This window comes from Agrobacterium sp. 6Ca8 (assembly GCF_055382765.1).
In genome coordinates this window covers 2,761,814-2,784,947 of record NZ_AP026433.1, presented here as the reverse complement: position 1 = coordinate 2,784,947, position 23,134 = coordinate 2,761,814, and the positions used below count along the sequence as shown (strand labels likewise).

Annotated in this window: 27 protein-coding genes; 16 read left to right on the top strand and 11 right to left on the bottom strand. The window is 59.0% G+C overall.

The window, feature by feature from the left end:
- Positions 1-104: 104 nt before the first annotated feature.
- The 13 genes from ACZ5A6_RS13505 (at position 105) to ACZ5A6_RS13445 (ending at position 12,065) form a co-directional block, all read left to right on the top strand.
- Complete coding sequence (locus ACZ5A6_RS13505) at positions 105-1,007, top strand: alpha-D-ribose 1-methylphosphonate 5-phosphate C-P-lyase PhnJ (protein WP_003514490.1); 903 nt, start codon at positions 105-107, stop codon at positions 1,005-1,007.
- Positions 1,004-1,780, top strand: coding sequence for a phosphonate C-P lyase system protein PhnK (gene phnK, locus ACZ5A6_RS13500; RefSeq protein WP_003514488.1), 777 nt, complete (start codon positions 1,004-1,006; stop codon positions 1,778-1,780). Before ACZ5A6_RS13505 ends, phnK begins: the two co-directional genes overlap by 4 nt.
- Before the next feature lie 4 nt (positions 1,781-1,784).
- The gene (gene phnL, locus ACZ5A6_RS13495) at positions 1,785-2,492 is read left to right on the top strand and encodes a phosphonate C-P lyase system protein PhnL (RefSeq protein WP_003514486.1); all 708 of its coding nucleotides are present in this window, start codon (positions 1,785-1,787) and stop codon (positions 2,490-2,492) included.
- Positions 2,489-3,106, top strand: coding sequence for a transferase hexapeptide repeat family protein (locus ACZ5A6_RS13490; protein WP_003514484.1), 618 nt, complete (start codon positions 2,489-2,491; stop codon positions 3,104-3,106). Before phnL ends, ACZ5A6_RS13490 begins: the two co-directional genes overlap by 4 nt.
- A 236-nt stretch (positions 3,107-3,342) precedes the next feature.
- On the top strand, positions 3,343-4,203 hold the full coding sequence (gene phnC / locus ACZ5A6_RS13485; protein ID WP_174060652.1) for a phosphonate ABC transporter ATP-binding protein: 861 nt from the start codon (positions 3,343-3,345) through the stop codon (positions 4,201-4,203).
- Positions 4,204-4,288: 85 nt separating this feature from the next.
- Positions 4,289-5,194, top strand: a complete 906-nt coding sequence (phnD, locus tag ACZ5A6_RS13480; RefSeq protein WP_003514479.1) for a phosphonate ABC transporter substrate-binding protein — start codon at positions 4,289-4,291, stop codon at positions 5,192-5,194.
- Positions 5,195-5,263: 69 nt separating this feature from the next.
- A complete protein-coding gene (gene phnE / locus ACZ5A6_RS13475; protein ID WP_174060651.1) occupies positions 5,264-6,250 on the top strand; it encodes a phosphonate ABC transporter, permease protein PhnE in 987 nt (328 codons plus the stop codon).
- A complete protein-coding gene (gene phnE, locus ACZ5A6_RS13470) occupies positions 6,250-7,599 on the top strand; it encodes a phosphonate ABC transporter, permease protein PhnE (RefSeq protein WP_038489427.1) in 1,350 nt (449 codons plus the stop codon). The genes phnE (ACZ5A6_RS13475) and phnE (ACZ5A6_RS13470) overlap by 1 nt, the downstream gene beginning before the upstream one ends.
- 266 nt (positions 7,600-7,865) lie before the next feature.
- The gene (locus ACZ5A6_RS13465; RefSeq protein WP_174060650.1) at positions 7,866-8,564 is read left to right on the top strand and encodes a DUF1045 domain-containing protein; all 699 of its coding nucleotides are present in this window, start codon (positions 7,866-7,868) and stop codon (positions 8,562-8,564) included.
- The gene (locus ACZ5A6_RS13460) at positions 8,561-9,697 is read left to right on the top strand and encodes an alpha-D-ribose 1-methylphosphonate 5-triphosphate diphosphatase (RefSeq protein WP_003514474.1); all 1,137 of its coding nucleotides are present in this window, start codon (positions 8,561-8,563) and stop codon (positions 9,695-9,697) included. The genes ACZ5A6_RS13465 and ACZ5A6_RS13460 overlap by 4 nt, the downstream gene beginning before the upstream one ends.
- Positions 9,694-10,308, top strand: a complete 615-nt coding sequence (gene phnN, locus ACZ5A6_RS13455; RefSeq protein WP_003514473.1) for a phosphonate metabolism protein/1,5-bisphosphokinase (PRPP-forming) PhnN — start codon at positions 9,694-9,696, stop codon at positions 10,306-10,308. The genes ACZ5A6_RS13460 and phnN overlap by 4 nt, the downstream gene beginning before the upstream one ends.
- Positions 10,309-10,395: 87 nt before the next feature.
- Complete coding sequence (locus ACZ5A6_RS13450; protein WP_035251984.1) at positions 10,396-11,436, top strand: AraC family transcriptional regulator; 1,041 nt, start codon at positions 10,396-10,398, stop codon at positions 11,434-11,436.
- Between the two features lie 383 nt (positions 11,437-11,819).
- Positions 11,820-12,065, top strand: coding sequence for a helix-turn-helix domain-containing protein (locus ACZ5A6_RS13445; RefSeq protein WP_003514469.1), 246 nt, complete (start codon positions 11,820-11,822; stop codon positions 12,063-12,065).
- Positions 12,066-12,287: 222 nt separating this feature from the next.
- On the opposite strand, the gene ACZ5A6_RS13440 is transcribed toward ACZ5A6_RS13445, so the two are convergent.
- The 8 genes from ACZ5A6_RS13440 to ACZ5A6_RS13405 form a co-directional block, all read right to left on the bottom strand.
- Entirely contained in the window at positions 12,288-13,277 is a 990-nt protein-coding gene (locus ACZ5A6_RS13440; RefSeq protein ID WP_003514466.1) for an Ldh family oxidoreductase, read from the bottom strand.
- Positions 13,278-13,463: 186 nt separating this feature from the next.
- Positions 13,464-14,390 (bottom strand): TonB family protein, encoded by a 927-nt coding sequence (locus tag ACZ5A6_RS13435; RefSeq protein ID WP_003514462.1) that lies wholly within the window; start codon positions 14,388-14,390, stop codon positions 13,464-13,466.
- Complete coding sequence (exbD, locus tag ACZ5A6_RS13430) at positions 14,387-14,872, bottom strand: TonB system transport protein ExbD (RefSeq protein ID WP_113291276.1); 486 nt, start codon at positions 14,870-14,872, stop codon at positions 14,387-14,389. Before exbD ends, ACZ5A6_RS13435 begins: the two co-directional genes overlap by 4 nt.
- A 6-nt stretch (positions 14,873-14,878) precedes the next feature.
- Positions 14,879-16,036 carry a tonB-system energizer ExbB gene (gene exbB / locus ACZ5A6_RS13425; RefSeq protein WP_174060649.1) on the bottom strand — a complete coding sequence of 386 codons (1,158 nt, stop codon included), beginning with the start codon at positions 16,034-16,036 and terminating at the stop codon, positions 14,879-14,881.
- 193 nt (positions 16,037-16,229) lie between these two features.
- A complete protein-coding gene (gene hutC / locus ACZ5A6_RS13420) occupies positions 16,230-16,967 on the bottom strand; it encodes a histidine utilization repressor (protein WP_174060648.1) in 738 nt (245 codons plus the stop codon).
- Between the two features lie 35 nt (positions 16,968-17,002).
- Entirely contained in the window at positions 17,003-17,788 is a 786-nt protein-coding gene (locus ACZ5A6_RS13415; protein ID WP_174060647.1) for an ABC transporter ATP-binding protein, read from the bottom strand.
- Positions 17,788-18,561: an ABC transporter permease gene (locus ACZ5A6_RS13410; protein WP_003514452.1), complete on the bottom strand. Its 774-nt coding sequence runs from the start codon at positions 18,559-18,561 to the stop codon at positions 17,788-17,790. Before ACZ5A6_RS13410 ends, ACZ5A6_RS13415 begins: the two co-directional genes overlap by 1 nt.
- Before the next feature lie 141 nt (positions 18,562-18,702).
- On the bottom strand, positions 18,703-19,644 hold the full coding sequence (locus ACZ5A6_RS13405) for an ABC transporter substrate-binding protein (protein ID WP_174060646.1): 942 nt from the start codon (positions 19,642-19,644) through the stop codon (positions 18,703-18,705).
- Between the two features lie 205 nt (positions 19,645-19,849).
- On the opposite strand from ACZ5A6_RS13405, the gene ACZ5A6_RS13400 reads away from it, so the two are divergent.
- Positions 19,850-20,560 (top strand): YoaK family protein, encoded by a 711-nt coding sequence (locus ACZ5A6_RS13400; protein WP_174060645.1) that lies wholly within the window; start codon positions 19,850-19,852, stop codon positions 20,558-20,560.
- A 12-nt stretch (positions 20,561-20,572) separates the two neighbouring features.
- Here ACZ5A6_RS13400 and ACZ5A6_RS13395 read toward each other — a convergent pair whose 3' ends face one another.
- On the bottom strand, positions 20,573-21,091 hold the full coding sequence (locus ACZ5A6_RS13395; protein WP_003514447.1) for a hypothetical protein: 519 nt from the start codon (positions 21,089-21,091) through the stop codon (positions 20,573-20,575).
- Between the two features lie 77 nt (positions 21,092-21,168).
- On the opposite strand from ACZ5A6_RS13395, the gene ACZ5A6_RS13390 reads away from it, so the two are divergent.
- Positions 21,169-21,807, top strand: a complete 639-nt coding sequence (locus ACZ5A6_RS13390; RefSeq protein WP_003514444.1) for a trimeric intracellular cation channel family protein — start codon at positions 21,169-21,171, stop codon at positions 21,805-21,807.
- Between the two features lie 72 nt (positions 21,808-21,879).
- Here ACZ5A6_RS13390 and irrA read toward each other — a convergent pair whose 3' ends face one another.
- Entirely contained in the window at positions 21,880-22,299 is a 420-nt protein-coding gene (gene irrA, locus ACZ5A6_RS13385) for an iron response transcriptional regulator IrrA (RefSeq protein WP_003507276.1), read from the bottom strand.
- Positions 22,289-22,420 carry a hypothetical protein gene (locus ACZ5A6_RS13380; RefSeq protein ID WP_003514443.1) on the bottom strand — a complete coding sequence of 44 codons (132 nt, stop codon included), beginning with the start codon at positions 22,418-22,420 and terminating at the stop codon, positions 22,289-22,291. Before ACZ5A6_RS13380 ends, irrA begins: the two co-directional genes overlap by 11 nt.
- Before the next feature lie 195 nt (positions 22,421-22,615).
- Between ACZ5A6_RS13380 and fabA the strand changes: the two genes are divergently transcribed.
- The gene (gene fabA / locus ACZ5A6_RS13375; RefSeq protein ID WP_003514441.1) at positions 22,616-23,131 is read left to right on the top strand and encodes a 3-hydroxyacyl-[acyl-carrier-protein] dehydratase FabA; all 516 of its coding nucleotides are present in this window, start codon (positions 22,616-22,618) and stop codon (positions 23,129-23,131) included.
- The last annotated feature ends 3 nt before the right edge of the window (positions 23,132-23,134 follow it).

Sequence of the window (23,134 nt, the reverse complement as noted above, 5' to 3'; positions counted from 1 at the left end):
TAGGCGCAAAAGACGGTCAATGCTGCAAAAGCGGCAAAGAACACGGCTGCAAGAATTCCAATCTCCATGAGCTTGTACTCCTTTTTTCGCAAGGTTAACGCGCAATGCTTAAAGAAGTTTCATTCGACGACGGGCTGGCTGCCTACAACTTCGCCTATCTGGACGAACAGACCAAGCGGATGATCCGCCGGGCGATCCTTAAGGCAATTGCCATTCCCGGTTATCAGGTTCCCTTCGCTTCCCGTGAAATGCCCATGCCTTACGGCTGGGGCACCGGCGGCGTGCAGGTGACCGCCGCCATCCTCGGTCCAGACGATGTCCTGAAGGTTATCGACCAGGGCGCCGACGACACCACCAACGCCGTTTCCATCCGCGCCTTCTTCCAGAAAGTCGCTGATGTCGCCGTCACCACACGCACCAAGGATGCAACCATCATCCAGACGCGGCACCGCATTCCCGAAGAAGAACTGCATTCGGGGCAGGTGCTTGTCTATCAGGTTCCCATTCCTGAACCCTTGCGGTTCCTCGAGCCGCGCGAGACCGAAACCCGCGTCATGCATGCGCTGGAGGAATACGGTCTGATGCACGTCAAGCTTTATGAGGACATCGCCCGCAACGGCCGTATCTCCACCACCTATGCCTATCCGGTGAAGGTTGCGGGGCGCTATGTGATGGACCCCTCGCCAACCCCGAAGTTCGACAATCCGAAAATGCACCTGTCGGACGCCCTGCAATTGTTCGGGGCCGGGCGCGAAAAGCGCATCTATGCCGTGCCACCCTACACGGATGTCGTGAGCCTGGATTTCGAGGACCATCCGTTTGAAATCCAGAGCTTCGACAAGCCCTGCGCGCTGTGCGGCGGGGAGAATGTCTATCTGGACGAGGTGGTGCTGGACGACAAGGGCGGGCGGATGTTCGTCTGCTCCGATACCGACCATTGCGAAGACCGCCGCGCCCATGGCCACAAGGGCCATTTGCTGGCGGATGTGAAGGAGGCCGCAGAATGAGCGACGCACCGCTTCTGAAAGTCAGGGACGTTTCGAAATATTACGGCGACCGCGCCGGTTGCCGCAACGTCTCCTTCGAGCTTTATCCGGGCGAGGTTCTGGCAATCGTCGGCGAATCCGGCTCCGGCAAGACCACGCTTCTCAACTGCATTTCCACACGGCTCGTGCCGACGGCTGGCAGCGTGGAATATCGCATGCGCGATGGCTCGGTGCGAGACCTCTATCATATGGGCGAGGCCGAACGGCGTTTCCTGATGCGGACAGACTGGGGTTTCGTGCACCAGAACCCAGCGGATGGACTGCGCATGGCGGTTTCGGCGGGCGCCAATGTCGGCGAGCGGCTTATGGCTGTCGGTAACCGGCATTACGGCAATATCCGGCAATCAGCCAGCGAGTGGCTGGAACGGGTGGAAATAGGCACAGACCGCATTGACGACCAGCCTCGCGCCTTTTCCGGCGGCATGCGTCAGCGTCTGCAGATTGCCCGCAACCTGGTGACCTCACCGCGCCTCGTCTTCATGGACGAACCGACCGGCGGCCTCGATGTTTCGGTGCAGGCACGCCTGCTCGATCTCGTGCGTGGTCTCGTCAACGATCTCGGCCTCGCCGTTATCGTCGTCACCCATGATCTGGCGGTCGCGCGGCTGCTTTCCCATCGCATGATGGTGATGAAGGGTGGTGACGTCATCGAACACGGTCTGACAGACCGGGTGCTGGATGATCCGCGCGAACCCTACACGCAATTGCTTGTTTCCTCCATTTTGCAGGTTTGACGCCATGCCGACACCCCTCATCGTTTCGGAAGTCTTTAAAAGCTTCACCATGCATCTTCGCGATGGCATCGAACTGCCTGTTGTCCGCGATGTCAGTTTCTCCGTGTCCGGCGGAGAATGTGTCGTGCTCGGCGGCCCGTCCGGCATCGGCAAAAGCTCGATCCTGAAAATGCTCTATGGCAATTATGCCATCGACAGCGGCCAGATCCTCATCCGCCACGAGGATCAGGTCATCGACATGGGCAGCGCCTCGCCGCGCACCATCCTCGAGATTCGCCATCGCACCATCGGGTATGTCAGCCAGTTTCTGCGCACCGTGCCGCGCGTTCCGGCGATCGACGTCGTCGCCGAGCCGCTTTTTGCGCGCAAGGTTGCCGCAGAAGAGGCCCGCGAGCAGGCAGCCGTTCTGCTTTCGAAACTCAACCTGCCGCGGGAATTGTGGTCGCTGCCGCCAGCAACCTTTTCCGGCGGCGAGCAGCAGCGCGTCAACATCGCACGCGGTTTCATCACCGATCACGCGATCCTGCTTCTCGATGAACCGACCGCATCCCTGGATGCCGCCAACCGACGGGTGGTCGTGGAGATGATCGCGGAAAAGAAGCGCAAAGGGACGGCCTTGCTCGGTATTTTCCATGACGAGGAAGTGCGGGAAGCCGTGGCCGATCGCGTTCTGGATGTCTCGCAATTCTCCCCCCGGAAGGCAGCGGCATGAGTGTGAAGGTCGGTCTCGAACCTGTTGTCCACGAAAGTGCCCGTGTCACCAATTCATCGATCGGCCGCTATACCGAAATCTCGGAACGCTGCCGCATCGAGGAAGTGGAGATGGGCGACTATTCCTATGTCATGCAGGACGGTGCGATCTGGTGCGCCACCATCGGCAAATTCGTCAACATCGCCGCATCCGTCCGCATCAACGCGACCAATCATCCGATGTCGCGCGCCACACTTCACCATTTCACCTACCGTGCCCGCAATTATTGGGACGACGCCGATGATGAAAATGACTTCTTCGCCGCCCGCCGCGCCAAGCGCGTGGTGATCGGCCACGATGTCTGGATCGGCCATGGCGCGACCATCCTGCCTGGCGTCACAATCGGAAACGGTGCGGTAATCGGGGCCGGTGCGGTCGTGTCGAAAGACGTTGCGCCCTATACCATCGTCGGCGGCGTACCCGCCCGGCTGATCAGGAACCGCTTCCCGGCGGACCTTGGCCAGCGCATGGACGATCTCAAATGGTGGGACTGGGACCACGCAACGCTGCGCGGCGCACTGGACGATTTCCGCACCCTCGCCGCCGAGGATTTCGTGGCGAAATACGCCGGGTAAAATCGCCCCACACCGAAGAAACTGCAGATTCCGGGGTCATGCTCCGGGGTCTCCCTAACAATGTCTGCGAGACACCCGCCGGCCTCAATCCGGTGGCACGACTACTAAAAGGTTCGCAGGCGACCACGCGCACGCCTTATCTGCGCATTCTGTAATATTTTCTTCATCAAACTGACATTCACGCTTCACGCACCGCTGTTAGGTCGAACCCCATCAGAAGAAGATTGGACGGGGAAATGAGCTTTCACCTGAAGCAAGTCACGCGCCGTTTCGGCAACCACACTGCGGTCGATTCCGTGAATGTGGAAATTCCGCAAGGCCAGATGGTTGGCGTGATTGGACGTTCTGGCGCAGGAAAGTCAACGCTGCTGCGCATGATCAACCGCCTCGTCGATCCCTCCTCGGGTTCCATTCACTTCAACGACACGGAAGTCTCTTCGCTGAAGGGTGCCGCCCTGCGCAACTGGCAGCGCGACTGCGCGATGATCTTCCAGCAGTTCAATCTGGTGCCGCGTCTCGACGTGCTCACCAATGTCATGCTCGGCCGCCTGAACCACCGTTCGACCGTGCTCAGCCTGTTCAACATCTTCACGGATGAAGAGCGCCTGATGGCGATTGCCGCCCTCGAGTGGCTCGGCATCGAGCACGTAGCCATGCAGGCGGCGGGCACGCTTTCCGGCGGCCAGCAGCAGCGCGTCGCTATCGCCCGGGCACTAATGCAGTCTCCGAAGATGGTTCTCGCCGACGAGCCGATCGCCTCTCTCGATCCCCTGAACGCCAAGATCGTCATGGACGCCCTGCGCGACATCAACGAGCGTGAAGGCATCACCGTCATAACGAATCTGCATACGCTGGATACGGCGCGCAATTATTGCGAACGCATTATCGGCATGTCGCAGGGTCGAGTCGTTTTCGACGGAACACCCGCCGAACTGACGGCGGCGGCGGTCACCGAGATTTACGGCACGGATTCACACGGCGCCGGCATCGACGAGACCATGACCTCGACCAGCATCAATATTCCCGGCGCGCAGCTTGCCGCGCGTCCGGTTCAGCAATCTGCCGGTCCCGAACCGCTGGCTCTCGCCGGGCTCTGAGGAACCGCTCAGCATCGTTTGCGCCCGCGTCAAGGGCCGATACTTCACAACAAACTCCGGCTCGCCGGGAAACAGGAGAAAGTCCATGTTGAAGAAAATCCTTCTTTCGGCAGTCGCCCTTGGCGTTCTGGCCGGTTCGGCCATGGCTCAGGACGTCAAGGTCCTGCGTATCGGCCTCGACGGTTCGGAAAATGAAGCCGACCAGATCCGCAACACGAAGTGCGTTGCGGATGGCCTCAAGGCTGCAACCGGCGTTTCCGAAGTTCAGGTTTTCCCGTCGCCGGACTATAACGGCGTTATCCAGGGCCTGCTCGGCGGCACCATCGACATTGCATCCATGGGCGCTTCTTCCTACGCCAAGATCGCCATTGCCGATCCCAAGGCCGTCGATCCGATCCTGACCTATACCGGCTCTGACGGTTCCAGCGGCTACTACACGATCATGGTTGCCCGCAAGGACAGCGGCATCAAGTCTCTGGCTGACGCCAAGGGCAAGAAGATCGGCTTCGCCGACCCTGACTCCACCTCGGGCTTCCTCGTCCCGAACGTATCGATCCCGAAGGAAACCGGCGTTCCGGTCAAGGAATATTTCTCCGAAACCGGCTTCGGCGGCGGCCATGAGAACCTCGTTCTCGCCGTTCTCGACAAAAAGTTCGACGTCGGCACGACATTCGGTTCGGGCGTCGGCAAGTGGGAAGAAGGCTACTCCGGCGGCAACCTTCACCAGATGGTCAAGAAGGGCAACCTCGACATGGACGATATCGTTCAGGTCTGGAAGTCCCCGCTGATCCCGAACGGTCCGCTTCTCGTTGCGAACAAGATCGGTGACAGCATGAAGCAGAAGGTCGAAGACTTCTTCATGGAACTGCCGAAGAAGGATCTCGCCTGCTTCCAGGGTTACACCCAGGGCAAGAACACTGCCTACATCAAGGTCGACCCGGCTTTCTACCAGACGATCATCGACGCTCGTAAGTCCGTTATCGGCGGCTGATCCTCAGATCATATCCGGAAGCGGCGGTGCCTTGCGGCACCGCCGCTTTTGCCAATAAAGGAAAGCGGCATGGCGACCACACTGCAACATGGTACCCTCACGCCCGAGGGATTGAGCGCATCGTCCCGAACGGTGATGCGTCATTATCAACAGCAGCTTAGGACACGGCGGATTTATACCGTTATGTCGCTCGTTATCTTCCTCATCGTCCTTGCCGCCTCACTGAATTTCGCCAATGAGGCCAATTCGGGCAAGTTCTTCGAGCGCCTGCCATATTTTTTCGACTTCATGAAAACATTCGTGCCGGATAGCCCGCTCGAGGTCTTCCGGGCGATGTTCGACCTGCCGTCGCCCTATGACAACGGTTCGCTGAAATACAACTATGTCGCGGATCGCGTTTACATCACCAACGGTTTCTACATACCGCATTTCGTCTATCAGCTGATCATCACGCTCAACATCGCGCTGGTCTCGACGATAATAGGCACGACCTTCGCATTTGTGCTGTGCTTCTTTGCCTCCACCAACCTTATCGGTGCCGGCCTCGTGCGCTGGGTGGTACGCCGGGTAATGGAGATCCTGCGCGCCTTTCCGGAGATCGTCGTCGCGGGATTGCTGACTGCCATCTTATCGATCGGGCCGATCGCGGCGATCATCGCGATTTCCGTGCACACCATCGGGGCTCTGGGGAAGCTATTCTTCGAAGTCGTGGAAAATGCCGACATGAAGGCGGATGAAGGGCTGCGTGCCGCGGGTGCCAACTGGCTGGAGCGAGTGCGCTTTGCCATCGTGCCGCAGGTCCTGCCCAATTTCGTGTCCTATGCATTGCTGCGTGCCGAAATCAACGTACGCGCCTCGACCATCATCGGCGCCGTTGGTGGTGGCGGCATTGGCGAGGTCTTCCGGCTGTCGATCGGTAACGATCACGCCTCCAAGACCTATGCCATCATCATCCTGCTGCTGATCACCATCATCGCCGTAGACCAGTTTTCAAGCTGGTTGCGCCGCAGGCTGATCGGCCATCAATCCTTCGAATTCGGACGGGGAGCGGCCTGATGTCGTCCAGCTTCATTCTCAATACCGCAGACCGCGAGAGGCTGACGGCCGCACATCCCGCAATTTTCAATCGCGGATTCATGCAGCGATACGGCTTGCTGACCGGTATTGTCGCCGTCCTCGTCTATCTCACCGCCTGCTTTTTCTTCTTCAATGTCGGCCCCGCTTTCATGCAGGGCCGATGGGATCGCGCTTCGAGCTACATTCAGGACTGGTATTCCTGGCGGGCCCAGCCACGCCTTCGTTTCGAAGACGGCAAGGTGAACCCGCAGTGGTCAAGCCGGATGCAATATCCCGCCGATGCGCCGATCGACTGGCTGCAACCCTTGCCGGATGGTGGCTACAGCGTCGTTTATGCGGGTACGCAAAACCGTCTGGACGTAACGCCGACCCGGGTGGACGTCTATGTGGACGGCAAGAACTATCCCGTCATCATCAATGGCGACAAGGCTCTGGCGCCTGAGGTCCTGCCGCAAGAGATCACGCAGGACGGCAACAAGGTTCTCGTGCACTACGGTTTTGCCGGACAGGCGGAAATCCGCACCAGCCAGGTTTACGTGCAGCGGCGGTTCCTCGGGTGGGCGAACTTCCTGTTCGATACCAAATCGGAATTCTGGGGCAAGAGCTACGGCGACCTTGCCGCACTGGCGCTGTGGGGGGAAAGGCTCGATCCCACGCGCTCAAACATAAGCCACATGGTCGATGATTTCCTCGACAATGGTGTCTGGCAGCACGCCGATATTCTTTCCAAGCTGATGCAGACGCTGGTGATGGCCTTTGTGGGCACGCTGTTCGGCACGCTCGTTGCCCTGCCGCTCGCTTTTCTCGCCGCACGCAATATCACCGCCAACAGGGCCGCCAACTGGGGCATGAAGCGTCTGTTCGACTTCCTGCGCTCGATCGACATGCTGATCTGGGCGCTGTTTTTCACCCGCAGCTTCGGTCCGGGGCCGATCCCCGGCATTGCCGCGATCTTTTTCACCGATACCGGCGCGCTCGGCAAGGTCTATGCCGAGGCGCTGGAGAATGTTGACGACAAGCAGCGCGAGGGCGTCAAATCGGTTGGCGCTTCCCCCATTGCCGTCAATCGTTTCGGCGTGCTTCCGCAGGTCCTGCCGGTCTTCATTTCCCAGTCGCTTTATTTCTGGGAAAGCAACACCCGTTCAGCCACGATCATCGGTGCGGTTGGTGCTGGCGGCATCGGTTTGAAACTGCTGGAAGCGATGGGTACCAATGCCGACTGGGACAAGGTCGCTTATATGGTGCTGCTCATTCTCTTCGTGGTTTTCCTGTTCGACCACATCTCGAATTCCCTGCGGTCGCGCCTGATCGGGAAAACCCAGCATTAATTCATAAAGCAGGAGCGGGGTTTGGCTATCCCGCTTCCCGAGACGTGCGCAAAACCGGAACCTCTTTGCAAAGTCAGATACATCCCCTCAATGCGCCAGCATCCGTCTTCCGGACATTCGAGAGACACGCGGCGTTTCAAGCGCTTTTTTTCCTGGGGCATCATCATTCTGTCACGGAAAGCGATTACCTCGCACTCCTGACCTTGCGGGAAGCGGGCGAGTCACGCCAAATAGCTTTTCATCCAGGTTTTCCATGACACCGAAGAGTGCTTGCCGTGCGCTACGCCATCTATTTTTCTCCGGCTAAAGATCATCCACTGACTGAAGCGGCGTCGCGCTGGCTGGGACGCAATGCCTTTTCCGGCGCGCAGCATGATGACCATGCCGCTTATGCGGAGATGACCGAGGAGCCGCGCCGTTACGGTTTCCACGCGACGCTGAAAGCCCCCTTCGAGCTTTCCGAAAAATACAGCGAAGCGGATCTCGTCGCCGCCCTCGAACAGTTTGCGGCCAGCCAGTCCGTCTTCGATATTCCGCGTGTTGTCATCGGTGCACTCGGGCCGTTTTTCGCGCTCGTTCCGGATCGCACCTACCAGCCGCTGCAGGATTTTGCCGCTGAGATCGTTGACCATTTCGACCGTTTTCGCGCGCCCCTGTCCGAGACCGACATTGCCCGCCGGCGCCCGCAAAACCTGACCGAAAGCCAGCGGCAAAATCTGTCGCTCTGGGGTTATCCGTATGTCATGGACGACTTCCGCTTTCATATGACGCTGACGGGCCGCATCGACGAAAGCGACGCGCCCGCTATCCAGGATGTGCTTTCGACCAAGTTTTCCGAGTTCGTCGACCGGCCTCTCACCATTTCCGGCCTCGCTTTGTTCGTTGAGGAAACGCGCGGCGCACCATTTACCGTTCATCGCTGGCACCCGCTTGGCCAGCCGCCAAAGAAAGATGCTGACCCATGACCGAGCATGCCCTTTCCAACGCCCGTATCGTTCTGGAAGACGATATTATTCTGGGATCCGTTCTGATCCGTGACGGCAAGATTGCCGATATCAGCGAAGGCGCCTCCAAAACCGGTGAGGATCTCGAAGGCGATTTCCTCATCCCGGGTCTGGTGGAACTGCACACCGACCATCTGGAACAGCACTATTCGCCGCGTCCCGGGGTTATCTGGGATAAGATCGCCGCCATTCAGGCTCACGATGCGCAGGTCGCGTCATCAGGCATTACCACTGTTTTCGACTGCCTGCGGCTCGGCTCCGACGAAGATGGCGGGTTCAAGAAGGGCGAGATGCGGGAAATGGCGGATGCCATTGAAACCGCTGCCGATCAGAACCGCCTGCGGGCAGATCACCTGCTGCACCTGCGCTGTGAAGTCGCCTCCGCCGATGTGCTCGAGCATTTCGAAGATTTCGAGACCGATCCGCGTGTGCGGCTGATTTCGATGATGGACCACTCCCCGGGGCAGCGCCAGTTCCAGTCGATGGACCAATATATCTTCTATTACCAGAAGAAGCGCGGACTGAGCGACGAGGCTTTCGCCGAGTTCGTCAGACGCCGGCAGACGGCATCGGCGGAGTTTTCCGCCAAGCACCGGGATTACCTGGCGGCCCGCTGCGCCGAGCGCGGCATAACTGTTGCAAGCCATGACGACGCTACAGAAGCGCATGTGGGCGAAGCGATCGGACACGGCGTGAAACTCGCGGAGTTCCCCACCAGCGTCGAGGCGGCAAAGGCTTCGCACAGCGCCGGCATGAGCGTGCTGATGGGCGCACCGAACATCGTTCGTGGCAAGTCCCATTCCGGCAACATCGCCGCGCGTGATCTTGCCGAACTTGGCGTGCTGGATGTTCTCTCTTCCGACTATGTGCCGTTCAGCCTGCTTTACGCGCCGTTCCTGCTCGCCGACCAGGTGGAAGCCATCACTCTGCCGGAAGCGTTGCGCATGGTCACCTCCACGCCGGCACGAACGGTGGGCCTTCGCGATCGCGGCAGCATCGCAACGGGATTGCGGGCCGATCTGGTCCGAGTTCACCGCGAGGACGGCGTTCCCGTCGCCCGCTCGGTCTGGCGTCAGGGCAAACGTGTGGCATGACCGGCAACGGACAGGATAGCCGGCTTGACGGCCAGACACTGGGTACTGTGCCCGGAACCATGATCGTAATTGTCGGCCCGAGTGGGGCCGGCAAGGACACGCTGATGGATTATGCGGCAGCGCAGCTGTCCGGGCGGCCGGGCTTTCATTTCACCCGCCGGGTCATTACCCGCAGCGGCGATGCCGGCGGCGAAAATCACGATGCCGTTTCCATGCACGAGTTCAACCGGCTGGAAGACGAAGGTGCTTTTGCCGTTTCCTGGCAGGCGCACGGGCTGAAATATGGCATTCCGGCCGCCGTCTATCGTCATCTTAATGCGGGAGACGTGGTCATCGCCAACGGCTCCCGCTCGGCCCTGCCCCAGTTCGGCACCGCCTTTGCGCGCCTCAAGGTCGTGAACATCGTTGCACGGCCGGACGTGCTGGCGAAGCGGCTGGAGCAGCGCGGGCGGGAAAGCCGGGAGGATATTCTCCGGCGGCTGGAACGCAGTTCGCTCACGGTCGTCGGAGATTTTGATGTGACGACCGTGGACAATAGCGGTTCCATGGAAGATGCGGGCAAAACCATCATGCAGGTGCTGGAGCAGAGCGCCTGCCGTCGCCACATTTAAACTCCATAGGCCGAACTGCTCGACAAATGGCTTCCCAACGCTTACCATCAGGCGACAATTTCCAAACATGGTACGCCAAGGCGAGGGATGCCTGAAAAGAGGGTCAGCGACGAGATAACAGTGGTGGCCGGTCTGGCCGCCGGCGTCGCCAATTATGCACGGTCGCGGGGCATCGACATTGCCCCCATCTGCAAGGCTCTCGATATCGATCCTGCCACTTTCGGCAGCGTGACGGAGCGCATCAGCCTCGACCGATTTTGCCGCCTGCTCGAGACATGTGCGTTGATTTCCGGCGACGACGCCTTTGGTTTGCAATGCGCGTCCACCTTTCCCGCCGGCGCATCCGGCGCGTTCGGATATGGCCTGATCAGCGCGCCGACAGTGCGGGCTTTCCTGCGTTTTCTTCAGGATCACGTTTATTACGCGACGAATAACAGTAATTTCACCATGGTCACGGATGCCGCGCACGTAACCCTGTCGTGGTCCTTTGCGCCTGTCATCGCCAAACGCGATCAATATGTGGATTTGTCGCTGACAGCTCTGATCCAGCGCCTTCGCGATATTCTGGGGGAGCGCGTGAACCTGATCGAGATCGGTCTGGAACGGCCGAAACCGATTAATATTCAGCTATTTAAAGAAAGAATGACCAAGCGCGTCAGCTTTTCGCAACCCATCCACACCATGCGTCTTCCCACATCGCTTCTGGACGTGGTCAACCCAAATGCAGATGAGCGGCTGTTCGAGCTGATGAACTTGCAATGCCGGATGCTGCGGCCGGAGACATCGGCAGACGCCACGCATTTCATCGATCAGGTGAAGCGTTACATGCAGGTGCGGCTGTCGGATGCCGAGCTTTCGCTGAGCGAGATCGCCCCCTATTTCAACCTGTCGGAACGCAGTTTTCAAAGACGGCTTGCCGAGCTTGGGACTAATCTCAACGAGATAAAGGACGCCATTCGCAAGAATGCCGGCTTCAAGCTCCTCGTGGAAAGCGATCTTCCGGTTTCCGATATCAGCTACAGGCTCGGCTATTCCACGCCGGGTGCGTTTTCGCGTTCCGTTTCCCGCTGGTTCGGGGCAACGCCCACGGATATTCGCAAGAAACACGCGCATCATTCCGCCGTATAGGGCGCATTCCCAGCATCAATATTCCATATATCCAAAATAAAATTAGGAAATATGTCGGCGTTCATTGGATTATGCATCGAAACATAACAATAAAAACGCAAAACTTGGCGTGAGATGTTATTCTCTTGAGATGGCAGACCGCCTAATAGAACGCCGCAATATGCCTTCGGGCATGACGGAAAATATTCCAAAGCTTTGAATTTTACATTGTTCTGGACAAGAACCGATTTCAGGTTTTTGGGAAGGACGATGCAGTCATTCTTTCATCGCCGAGGATATGCCCATGCCGGGACCGGCTGGCTGCGAGATCAGCTGCTTATTGCCTGGTTCCTGAGGCCACATCCCGCTTTGGGAAGGTCAATCTCTTTTGAGGCTGAAAGACTATGTCGTCAAAAACGCAGCATGAACGTCATCAGGCGCGTGAAATCGTCCTTTCGGATCGTGAGCGGCAATATCTGGGGCTCGTTGCGCGGGGCCGACATCCTTCTCACATTGCCTTGATAACGGGAGCGGACGAAGCGGATGTTAAAGATACTCTGGAACGGGTCCGCCTAAGGCTGGGTGCGGCCAATCTGCTGAATGCCGTCAGCATCGCCCTGCTGCGTGGACTGATCGAACAGGATATTTAGAGCTTCCCTCTCGCTCCAAAAGCTTACGCGAAATCGTCCCCTTCCCGTAAGCCAAAACCGGATGTGTTGCTTTCTGCGCCAAAACCCACCATTTCGATGGCGGGACGGCGGACCAAAAGGCGGGTCGGAAATGACTTCCGGCCTATCGGCGCAACTGTAAGGCAGCCATACACGGTTTACCCGGCGGACTTTCCGGTCCGCCGGGTTTTCATTTTCAGTTCCTCACAGTGACTGAATCTCGGCAAGAATATCGCTTTCGACGATGATACCGCTTTCCAGCGCCTGCCTTCGAATGCCCTGGCTTCGCCGACCGGGCAAACGCACGTTTTCCTGCTTCTCTATCTCTCCGGCGATAAGCGCCAGTCGCTCGGTAAAGGCCGCACCGCCCGACGATACGGGGTCTATGGCGATGATCGTATGGCCGAGAGAGGGTGGCGCACCCTTGTCGTCCAGAAGGGAAGAGGCCTCGAAGGCGAAGCTTCCACCGGTGAGCGCAGCGGCCATGATCTCCACCATCAGCGCCAGGGCAGCACCCTTGGCCTCGCCCGCAGGCACCATCGTTCCGGCTAGGGCTTCTTCGGGATCGGTCGTGGGCCGGCCATTCGTATCAAGCGCCCAGTCGCCCGGAATGGTTTCGCCTTTCTGGCGGGCCGCCATAATCTTTCCGCGCGCAACCTTGGAAAGCGCCAGATCGATCACCAGCGGATCTGCCTCGCCAACAGGGCTGGCGAAAGCAATCGGATTGGTGCCATAGAGCGGTTTGGTGCCACCCCAAGGCGCCATGGATGCAGGCGCATTGGCGAACATCAGCGCCACGAGGCCCATTTCCGCGAAACGCTCGACTGTAAGTGCCATGACGCCTGCATGATGGGAGCGATGGATCGCGGCGAGCGCGATGCCCTGCTGCCGGGCCATGTCCGGCAACTCGTCTACGGCGCAGTCGATCGCGGGATAGGCGTAACCGTTGTTAGCGTCAATTGAAAGCACACCCGGTTTGACACGACTTGCCACCGGCCGCGCATTGCCATCGACCTTGCCAACCCGCGCCTGACGGACATAAACGGGGATGCGCCGAAAACCGTGGCCGCCCTGGCCTGCAGCCTCGGATGCCACAAGCGCCTTCGCCACGGAGCGGGCGTTTTGCGGCAGAACGCCGTTACGCTCAAAGATAGAGGATACGAGATCCTCCGCCTCTGCGATTGAGAATTTCATTCCGGAATGCCTCTGCGTGTTAAGTCGACAAGACCTACACCATCGAAAACATTCGCGAAATGCAATTCAGGCCCAAATGGATATCTTATCGAGAATAACGGTCGGGCACGCATTCGCCCTTCGGCAGGGCGTCATGCCAGGCAAGAGCTTATTCCAGCAGAACCGCGACGTGGCCTTGGAATTGATCTAGCGGATGCTGATCGGCAAGGTGATTGTCTTGTTTGCGTCCGGTGGCGGCGCGGGCACGGGTGACGCGCTCTGGATCCAGGCCGCAATCTGCTGGTCGATGGAGGAATCACCAGTGGACTGCACCACACTGACACCGCTGATGGCGCCTGTATCGTTAACCCGGAACCGCACGGTCGCTGTCATCGCATCGCTGCGAAGCGAGCGGGGCTTACGCCGCTGGATATGCGAGCGAACCTTCGATCCCCATTTTGCCGGCGAGGCGGAGGATGAAGAGAAGAAACCGGCATTGTTGCGCGATGCCGCCGTCCGGTCGGATTGCTGTGTCTCGGCCTTGGCCGTTTCGCGCAGTTCCGATGCCTGTTGCGGTTTGGGGCGCTGGCGCTCGACCTTCTTCTTGTCGTCCGGTTCTTTCTTCTCCACCTTCTTTTCGACCGGCGGCGGCGGTGGCCGGATGACGGGCAAGGGAACCTCGACATTTTCGAGTTCCGCCATCATCTGTTCCTGCACGGGATCGATCGGCTCCACCGGTTCGGGAATTTCCTGCGGCTCGACGATCTCCTCGACCGGCGGTTCCGGCGGCTGCACGGGTTCCGGCGGCGGCGTTTCCACAACCGGCTCAGGCGGCGGCGGCTCCTCCGGGGTGACTTCCTCTACCGGCTGGCTGTTGTCGCTCTTTACCTCTTCGGCATCTTCAACGTCCTGCGCAGGCGTCGTTTCCTCGGTGTTGACGGCTTCCGGTATGGCCGCCATTTCGATCATGATTGCGGCAGGCGGCGGCCCGCCGGCATCCAGTTCTTCTGGTTCCTGCATCAGGTAATAGGCAAAACCCGCATGAACGCCCAGCATGAGCAGTGCTGCGGCGGACCACAACGCCGCTTCCCCGAGGCGGGAATGTCGGGACTGCGGGTAGCCGTTTTCAGTCATGGCGCGGTTCCTGGCACTGCAGGCGCGGTGGGCGGAACGGCACTGGCTGGCTGCGTTGCCGCAGCGGCATTTTCCAGCCCTACCAGAGCGATTTTCAGATATCCGGCATCGCGAAGCAGGTTCATGATTTCCATGAAGTGGCCATAGTCGACGGCTTTGTCGGCGCGCAGGAAAATTCGCGTATCTTTCTTGCCGCCCGTCTGCCGGTCGATCGCCGCTGCCAGGGCTTCGCGGGCAACCGCATCATTGCCGAGATTGAGCGACAGATCATCCTTGACGGTCAGATAAAGCGGCTCTTCCGGGCGCTCCGCTGGCTTGGCGGTGGATGCGGGCAGATCGACATTCACATCCACGGTCGCCAGCGGTGCGGCCACCATGAAGATGATGAGCAGAACCAGCATCACGTCGATGAAAGGCGTGACGTTGATTTCGTGGTTTTCGGAGAGATCGTCTCCGCTATTTTCGCGAATACCTCCAGCCATGACCGATCACCGCCCAACCAACGACACAGCGGGTTTGCTGCTGCCCGGCGGAATGCGGCGGAAATCGAGGTCGCGGCTGACGAGGCGTTCCACGCCGGCTGCGGCATCCGCCAGCAAATGCCGGTATCCCGTGATCGAGCGGGCGAAGACGTTGTAGATCACCACCGCTGGAATAGCAGCAACAAGGCCGATTGCCGTGGCAAGCAGCGCCTCGGCAATGCCGGGTGCCACGACGGCAAGATTGGTGGTCTGCGATTCCGAGATGCTGATGAAGGAATTCATGATGCCCCAGACGGTACCGAACAGACCGACAAAGGGAGCGGTGGAGCCGATGGTCGCCAAGGCGCCCGTTCCGCGCGACATGCGGCGACCGGCGTGGGTTTCAATGCGTGACAGGGCCGAGGATACACGCTCCTTGATGCCGCCGCCGTCGGTGTGTTCGACCACCGCGTCGGAAAGCTGCATTTCGTGAGTTGCCATGCGCAACATCAGCGCTGCCGGCCCGCCCTTCTTTTCGACGGCCTCAGTCGCCTCGTTCAGGGTTTTCGCCCGGCGGATGACCTTGAGCGTCGCACCGGCGCGCACCCGTGCACCGGCAAGTTCGATAGACTTCGCCACCCAGACCGTCCAGGTGACGAGCGATGCGAAGGCAAGACCGATCATCACGCCCTTCACGACCCAGTCTGCCGCCATGAACATGCCCCAGGGAGACAGGTTGTGCGGAATGTCCGCACGATGTCCGGCACTTGCGGGTTCGGCGACTACCGGTTCAACCGGGGTGGAGACCTCGTTCGGCGCTGCCGTACCGTTCGTCGGAGCGGGTTGCTCCGTCTGTGTCGGCTGCGGTGAAACACCTTCGGCTGCCGGCGTGGGATTACTTGCGGCGGGCGCAGGCTGGGCCGGCGCGGGCTGTGTGGGCGCGGCAGCGGAAGGCGGCACAGGCTGGACTGCCGGAGCGCTCGGCGTCTCAGGCGACTGCGCGGGCTGCATCGTTTCCGTTGCCGGTGCAGGTGCTGGTTGGATCGGGGTCTCGGATGCCGACTGAGCAAAAACCGCTCCGGCACTCAAGCCGGCCAGCAAAGTGACCGTCATGGCAAGTGAGATATGCCGTGTTTTGTTTGCCCTGGTGAAGCACGCGGAAGAAGTTGAGGTCTCAGCTGACATAATTTTTATCCCGGATTTCCGTCGATGAACTCATCCGCAGATTGACCGGTTCATTAAAACCGGGGCCATGAACGGATGCCGTCGTGAAAGCTTGACGTTCCGATAATAAACCTGAGTTCTTTTGACAACTATTATATTGCCAAAAGACGACCCGTAAACTCTTCTTTACAAAAAATTGACCGACCTGCGGTCTTCAGGTGTTTTGCGAAGGCGAAAACTGCGCCACCAGCGCGTGTCGGTCGCCGGGATAGGTGACCCGAACACTGGTGACATAATCCGCTCCGTGCCAGGTGCGGCGGTGGATGACCAGACACGCCGCACCGGAAGCAATGCTGAGCGCGGTCGCATTTTTGCGATCAGCGGAAACTGCGCTGATGCGATGTTCCGCGGCACTCCAGGGAACCATTTTCAGCAGCCAAGTGCCCGGCCCGATCTGTGAAAAATCCGCTGCCTCAACCTCCGGAACGGCGGTGACATTGATGATGCGTTCCTCGAGGCAAAAGGGAACGCCGCCGGCAAAATGCGTGCAGGTGAGTTCCAGAACCGGGGCATCCGCGGCAAGCGCCATGGCCGCGCCGTCTTCTTCCCCCGCAGGGCGCAGTCGCCGTCTGTCGAGACGGTAACCGTAAACGAGGCCGAGGGCCTGCACCTCCCGCTCGATATCGTGGATTTCCAGCACGGCCGATTGCGCATGGGGCTGGCGAACGAAGGTGCCGAGACGCCGGCGGCGCTCGATAAGGCCGCGCTGCACCAGTTCGCCGAGCGCCTTGTTCACCGTCATGCGCGAGCAGGCATATTGCCGGGTCATCTCGTGTTCGTAGGGAATACGGTACCCCGGCGGCCACTCGCCCGACATGATGTGGCGCTCGACATCGTTGCGGATGCGCTCGTGCAGTGATTTTTCCTGAAGATCGGCGCCTGTACTCCTCATACCGATGCTTCCTTCCTCCCGGTTCTATGGATCAACTATCCATGGGCAGCGGCGGCAATCGCCTCGCTGCGAATTTCCTCCGTCAACTTGGCGCGTAGCTGCGAAAACTCCGGGCTGGCCTTGACGGTGTAGTGACGCGGATGCGGCAGGTCGACCGGCATGATCGACTTGATGCGCCCCGGCCGTGCTGTCATCGTCACAACCCGCGACGCCATGAATACCGCCTCCTCGATGTCATGCGTCACAAAAATGACGGTCTTCTGCTCACGCTCCCATATGCCGAGCAGCAATTCCTGCATCAGCCCGCGCGTCTGGTTGTCGAGTGCGCCGAAAGGCTCGTCCAGCAGCAGGATTTTCGGGCCGTTTGCCAGAGCGCGAGCGATGGCTGTTCTCTGCTGCATGCCGCCGGACAGCTGTTTCGGCCAATGGTTCTCGAAGCCGCGCAGGCCAACCTTGTCGATATAGCTATCGACGATCTCCCATTTTTCCTTCTCGGCCACACCACGCTCGCGCAGACCGAAGGCGACATTTTCCCGGATCGTCAGCCACGGAAACAGCGTGTAGGACTGGAACACCATGCCGCGATCCGCCCCCGGCCCTGTCACTGCCCGGCCGGACAAAAGGACTTCACCCGTCGTTGGACGGTCAAGACCGGCGATGATGCGCAGCAAGGTCGACTTTCCGCATCCGGACGGGCCGAGAATGGTGACGAAATCGTTGCGGGAGATTTCCAGATCCGTGGGCTGCAAGGCCAGCGTTGGCTGGCCGCCCTGAACGCCGGGGAAAGTGCGGCTGACGCCCTTGATAACGAGTTCGCTCATCAGGCAAGCCTCCAGGCGAAAAGCTTCCGGTTCAGCGATTTGAACGCGAAGTCAGAAATAAGTCCGATGACACCGATGACGATGATGCCGAAGATGATTTGCCCGGTCGCCATCAGCGCCTGGCTGTTGATGATCATATAGCCGATGCCCGACGACGCGCCGATCAACTCGGCAACAATGACATAGGTCCAGGCCCAGCCGAGGACGAGACGGAGAATTTCCGCAATATCGGGCGCATTGGCGGGAATGAGAACGCGGCGGACCACGCCCCGGTCTTTTGCGCCAAGTGTATAGGCAGCCTCCACCAGATCGCGTCTTGTGCCGGCAACCGCCACGGCAACCATAAGAATGATCTGGAAAACTGCGCCGATGAAGATCACCAGCAGCTTCTGCATCTCGCCGATGCCGGCCCAGAGAATAAGCAGCGGCACGAAGGCAGAAGCCGGAAGATAGCGTGCGAAGGAGACGAAGGGCTCAAGCAGCGCCTCGACCGGCTTGTAAGCGCCCATGGCGATGCCGACCGGTACAGCAACGAGCGAGGCCAGCACGAAGCCGCCGACAACACGCCAGATCGTCATGCCGATATCGCTGGCAAATCCCTGATCGGTCAGCAGATAGATGCCGTCCTTCAGCATGGTGATCGGGTCAGCCAGAAAGGTCGGCGATACGAAACCGCCGAGCGTGGCAAAGCCCCAGGCGGAGAAAAAAAGCACGAAGAACAGAATGCCGAGAAAAATCCGCGTGCTATTCTTTATGGGTTGAAGAGGTTGCATTCTGTCGCCTGTCCGGAAAACGGGCGCGGCACTCTATCGCCGCACCATCTAAGCGCCGTGCGTCGTCCATGACGCACAGGCGCTGTAAGGCTTCTCACTGGCTGCAATAATCCCCGAAGGAAAAGCAGCAGTTTGCTTCTGTTACTTGATGAAGGACGTGTCGGCGAGTGTCGAAAGATCGGGTTTCGATTTTATCACGCCGATTTCCAGAAGCAGATCAGCCGATTTTTCGGAGAATGTCTTGAATTCACCGTCGAAGAACTTCTGGTTGGCGGCCTTGTCCTGCCATTCCAGGAATTTCGCCGAAGCTGCGAATGCCTCGCCGGTCTGTTTTACGTCCGCTCCCATGGTCTCATAGGATTTTGCAGGGTCCGTCTTGATGAGCTCGAGCGCCTGGAAATAGCTGTCCGCAAGGGCTTTTTCCGCCTGCGGATTGGCCTTCAAGAAATCCGGCGTGCAGCCGAACGTGTCCATGACGGCTGGATAATCCAGCGTCGTCGCAAGGATTTTCCCCTTGTCCGGTGCGGCGCGCACTGTGGACAGATAAGGCTCATAGGTCATGGCGGCTTCATTCTGGCCGGCGACGAATGCCTGCGCGGCCGGTCCCGGCTCAAGGTTGACGACCTTCACGTCCTTCAGGGTCAGGCCGTTTTCCTTCAGTATCCAGGCAAGGAAGAAATAGGGGGATGTGCCCGGTGCAGAAGCGGCAACCGTCTTGCCTTTCAGGTCCGACACCTTTGCAACATCACTGCGCACCGCAATGCCGTCGGCTCCGTGCGACTTGTCCATCTGGAAAATCTGGGTGGACTTCACGCCGTTGGCATTCCACGCGATCCATGTTTCGACCGTGGTGGCGGCGCACTGGATGTCACCGGAAGCAAGCGCCAGATGCCGGCTTGCCTGCGGAATCTTCTTGATATCGACCTTGAGGCCATTCTTTTCGAAAATGCCGGCCTGCTTGGCAAGCGTCAGTGGCGCAAAGCCGGTCCAGCCGGACATGCCTATTGTAACCGATGTTTCGGCATAGGCGGAAGCAGATGAAACAAGCGTCGCGATTGCGGCGATAACCCATGTCTTTTTCATGATCGGAACCCCTTTTGATTTATTTTTGTGCGATATTTTTTTCGCTTTATTTGAGGCATGCTAGGCAGGGATTTTACATTTGTCTAGACAAAATAGAGGCGCTCAAACGCTTCCAGAAAGATTGCAAACAAGCCGCCCGGCATTCTAGACATAGGATAGCACAGCCCGGCGCATCGGCCCGCTGTTTTCCATATCGAGCTTTTCCATGACCAGACAGAGACGCCGTAACATCATCAGGGCAAGGCGCACCGGCACCGGCATTGCGCTCGTCGCCGCCATTTCATTCATCGCCGGAATGACAGATGCGGTGGGTCTTCATCTTTCCGGCGATTTCGTTTCCTTCATGACCGGCAACACCACCCGCGCGGCCATTTCGGTGGAAGCTGGCGTTTATTCCCATGCGGCGAAACTACTCTTCGCGATCATCGCTTTCGTGGCGGGCAATGCTGGCGGTATCGTGGTCGCGCATAAATTCGACCGGAGCATCTTTGCCGTTCTCGTGGCCGTCGGGTCGCTGGTGGCGATTGCCGCATTGCTGCGCGGCGATGCTTCCGCCCTGGCGCAGTTTTATCTTGTCGTTTTCGCCATGGGGATGGTCAACGCTGCCGTCGAGCATATTGAGGGGCTGCCTATTGGCCTCACCTACGTGACCGGCGCCCTTTCCCGTTTTGGCCGTGGCATCGGTCGCTATCTTCTGGGGGAGCGAAGCCTCGATTGGGGCATCCAGATCGTGCCCTGGCTCGGTATGATAAGCGGCGCAATCTGCGGGGCGGTGTTGGGCGCCATGCTACAGTACGATGCCCTGTGGGTGGTTGCGGCAACCGTTTTTGCGGTCGCCATCGCCACACTCGTCATTCCGCGTTCGCTTCGCCACCGCTATAACCAAAGGGTCCGGATCAGGCGCATCGCGCCCTGACGGACTGCGTCGTCACTTGCGTGAGATGGTGACGAATTTTGTGCCGCGCACCCGCACCGTCATCAGGCAGGCTTCCTTGTCGGTTCGATCGCAATAACGCGGGTGCATCTTCAGTACGAAGACCATGTTGCCGAAACGTTTGATGAAATCGTAGCCGTAAATCCGGGCCGTCGCGATCATCAGATATCCGCCCTCTTTGACTTGGACGTAAAAATTGTAAGGGCAACCTTCGTCATCGCAGCTGCGGCCTTTTTCGCCATCGCAATCCAGCACGCCGTGATTGACGACGGCATCCGTCAGGCCATCATTGTTGATATCCAGTCTGGTGATGAAATCATCGCCGAAGCCAGCCGTCTTGCACTCCTTGCGGAAATGATCCTTTTCATAGATCTCAGGATCGTTCACCAGCTGCTGCTGTGCCGCCAGCGCGACCGGAAACATCAAGAGGACCAGCGCCTGAAGAGCGGCAACGATAGCGATTCGCACGGCATTTTCCTTTGCATCCGTTTCGTTTATGGATGTTGCGATCATCCGGGCGGCCAGCCTAGAGTTCCGTGCTTGCGCGACACTGACGCAAACGCATCCAAATTTCCGGGGGGACCTTTTCCATGACACTGCTGGGTTTTCTCGATTATGCCGGCGTTGCCGTGTTTGCCGCAACCGGCGCATTGGCCGCCTCACGCAAGCAGCTCGACCTGATCGGCTTCCTGTTTTTCGCCGCCGCGACCGGGATCGGCGGCGGCACGGTGCGCGATCTCGTGCTGGGCAGGGCGCCCGTGTTCTGGGTGTTGAACCCGACCTATATTCTGGTCTGCGTATCGGTTGCGGTTCTGCTTTTCTTCACCGCCTACCTGTTCGAATCCCGGTATCGGGTGCTCATCTGGCTCGATGCCGTCGGCCTCTCAGCCTATTGCGTCATGGGAGCCGCCAAGGGTCTGGCTGCAAGCGGCTCCGCAACCGTGGCGATCGTGACAGGCGTTTTGACAGCGACGTTCGGCGGCGTATTGCGCGATGTTCTCGCGGGAGAACCCTCCGTGCTGCTGCGCCCGGAAATCTACATCACCTGCGCGCTTTTGGGGGCATCCATCTTCACCGGCGCTTATTTCCTCGGCGCGCCGCTTTATGTCGCGTCGGGCATCGGCGTCTTGACGGCTTTCGGTGTCCGGTCCGGAGCGTTGATCTTCGGATGGACCTTTCCGCCCTACAAGGGCAAGCCCGGCAGACGGCCCGAAGATATATTGAAGTGAGGCGGCGAAGGTTGCCTGAAACAAAAATGGCGCCCACAGGCGCCATGTTTTCTTGTTTATCAAGCCGAAGCTTCAACCGCGCTTGCGACGCAGGCGAATGACCACGTCCACATGGGCGATTTCCATGCCTTCGGGCGCCTCTGGCAGATTGTCGATCTGGAGATTGTTCACGGGGATGTCGAGAACCTCGTTCTCTCCTTCCACGAAGAAGTGATGGTGGTCGGACACGTTGGTGTCGAAATAGGTGCGCGCACCCTCGACAGCCAGAACGCGGATCAGGCCGGCTTCGGTAAACTGATGCAGCGTGTTGTATACCGTCGCGAGAGAAACGGGCACGCCGGCGGTCACCGCCTCGTCATGCAGCTCCTCGACCGTCAGGTGGCGATCACCCTTTGCGAAAAGAAGATCGCCCAAAGCAACGCGCTGGCGCGTGGGCCGCAGCCCCGAGCGCCGCAGCCTCGTCCCGATATCCAATGTGGCGTCAAATGCCATGCAATCCCATTCCAAACACAGGGGTGAAACCCATCAATTGCAATAGCATATATCTTTTGCGGTGAATGCTTTCAATAGTTTCAGCGTCGCCGAGTGTCGCAAATGGCTGCAAACCGGCCATTCTTGCAAATTTCCTCTGGTTCCTGCCGGATGGTTCCTGTATGCGGACGGCATATTGAGGTAATGACTTCTCTAAAGAAGGTTCGAAGACAAAGAATGGGGGCATAATGGCCTCTGCCCTTGCAGCGCTTCATTTTGAACCTAACTTGCTCTAGTGAAGTCGATAAACACCAGTGATTGAGGAAGTGAAAGCGGTATGGCAACGAGGCAATCAAGTTACAATTACGAGGAGATCCTTTCCTGCGGACGCGGCGAATTGTTCGGTCCGGGAAATGCTCAGCTTCCGTTGCCTCCCATGCTCATGGTTCACCGCATCACCGAAATTTCCGAAACCGGCGGCGCGTTCGACAAGGGTTTCATCCGCGCTGAATACGATGTCAGCCCAGACGACTGGTATTTCCCCTGCCATTTCCAGGGCAACCCGATCATGCCGGGTTGCCTCGGCCTTGACGGCATGTGGCAGCTGACCGGCTTCTTTCTAGGCTGGCTGGGCGAAGAAGGCCGCGGCATGGCGCTCTCCACCGGCGAAGTCAAGTTCAAGGGCATGGTTCGCCCGGAGACGAAGCTCCTCCAGTACGGCATAGATTTCAAGCGCGTGATGCGCGGACGTCTCGTCCTGGGTACCGCAGACGGATGGCTGAAGGCAGACGGCGAAACCATTTATCAAGCGACGGACCTTCGTGTGGGGCTGTCGAAGGAAAAGACCGCCTGAAGC

Bases quoted from the DNA above. Each gene is read 5' to 3' on its own strand.
- ACZ5A6_RS13505 (WP_003514490.1), top strand. From the start codon at position 105: ATGCTTAAAGAAGTTTCATTCGACGACGGGCTGGCTGCCTACAACTTC.
- phnK (WP_003514488.1), top strand. From the start codon at position 1,004: ATGAGCGACGCACCGCTTCTGAAAGTCAGGGACGTTTCGAAATATTAC.
- phnL (WP_003514486.1), top strand. From the start codon at position 1,785: ATGCCGACACCCCTCATCGTTTCGGAAGTCTTTAAAAGCTTCACCATG.
- ACZ5A6_RS13490 (WP_003514484.1), top strand. From the start codon at position 2,489: ATGAGTGTGAAGGTCGGTCTCGAACCTGTTGTCCACGAAAGTGCCCGT.
- phnC (WP_174060652.1), top strand. From the start codon at position 3,343: ATGAGCTTTCACCTGAAGCAAGTCACGCGCCGTTTCGGCAACCACACT.
- phnD (WP_003514479.1), top strand. From the start codon at position 4,289: ATGTTGAAGAAAATCCTTCTTTCGGCAGTCGCCCTTGGCGTTCTGGCC.
- phnE (WP_174060651.1), top strand. From the start codon at position 5,264: ATGGCGACCACACTGCAACATGGTACCCTCACGCCCGAGGGATTGAGC.
- phnE (WP_038489427.1), top strand. From the start codon at position 6,250: ATGTCGTCCAGCTTCATTCTCAATACCGCAGACCGCGAGAGGCTGACG.
- ACZ5A6_RS13460 (WP_003514474.1), top strand. From the start codon at position 8,561: ATGACCGAGCATGCCCTTTCCAACGCCCGTATCGTTCTGGAAGACGAT.
- phnN (WP_003514473.1), top strand. From the start codon at position 9,694: ATGACCGGCAACGGACAGGATAGCCGGCTTGACGGCCAGACACTGGGT.
- ACZ5A6_RS13450 (WP_035251984.1), top strand. From the start codon at position 10,396: ATGCCTGAAAAGAGGGTCAGCGACGAGATAACAGTGGTGGCCGGTCTG.
- ACZ5A6_RS13445 (WP_003514469.1), top strand. From the start codon at position 11,820: ATGTCGTCAAAAACGCAGCATGAACGTCATCAGGCGCGTGAAATCGTC.
- ACZ5A6_RS13440 (WP_003514466.1), bottom strand. From the start codon at position 13,277: ATGAAATTCTCAATCGCAGAGGCGGAGGATCTCGTATCCTCTATCTTT.
- ACZ5A6_RS13435 (WP_003514462.1), bottom strand. From the start codon at position 14,390: ATGACTGAAAACGGCTACCCGCAGTCCCGACATTCCCGCCTCGGGGAA.
- exbD (WP_113291276.1), bottom strand. From the start codon at position 14,872: ATGGCTGGAGGTATTCGCGAAAATAGCGGAGACGATCTCTCCGAAAAC.
- exbB (WP_174060649.1), bottom strand. From the start codon at position 16,036: ATGTCAGCTGAGACCTCAACTTCTTCCGCGTGCTTCACCAGGGCAAAC.
- hutC (WP_174060648.1), bottom strand. From the start codon at position 16,967: ATGAGGAGTACAGGCGCCGATCTTCAGGAAAAATCACTGCACGAGCGC.
- ACZ5A6_RS13415 (WP_174060647.1), bottom strand. From the start codon at position 17,788: ATGAGCGAACTCGTTATCAAGGGCGTCAGCCGCACTTTCCCCGGCGTT.
- ACZ5A6_RS13410 (WP_003514452.1), bottom strand. From the start codon at position 18,561: ATGCAACCTCTTCAACCCATAAAGAATAGCACGCGGATTTTTCTCGGC.
- ACZ5A6_RS13405 (WP_174060646.1), bottom strand. From the start codon at position 19,644: ATGAAAAAGACATGGGTTATCGCCGCAATCGCGACGCTTGTTTCATCT.
- ACZ5A6_RS13400 (WP_174060645.1), top strand. From the start codon at position 19,850: ATGACCAGACAGAGACGCCGTAACATCATCAGGGCAAGGCGCACCGGC.
- ACZ5A6_RS13395 (WP_003514447.1), bottom strand. From the start codon at position 21,091: ATGATCGCAACATCCATAAACGAAACGGATGCAAAGGAAAATGCCGTG.
- ACZ5A6_RS13390 (WP_003514444.1), top strand. From the start codon at position 21,169: ATGACACTGCTGGGTTTTCTCGATTATGCCGGCGTTGCCGTGTTTGCC.
- irrA (WP_003507276.1), bottom strand. From the start codon at position 22,299: ATGGCATTTGACGCCACATTGGATATCGGGACGAGGCTGCGGCGCTCG.
- ACZ5A6_RS13380 (WP_003514443.1), bottom strand. From the start codon at position 22,420: ATGGCCGGTTTGCAGCCATTTGCGACACTCGGCGACGCTGAAACTATT.
- fabA (WP_003514441.1), top strand. From the start codon at position 22,616: ATGGCAACGAGGCAATCAAGTTACAATTACGAGGAGATCCTTTCCTGC.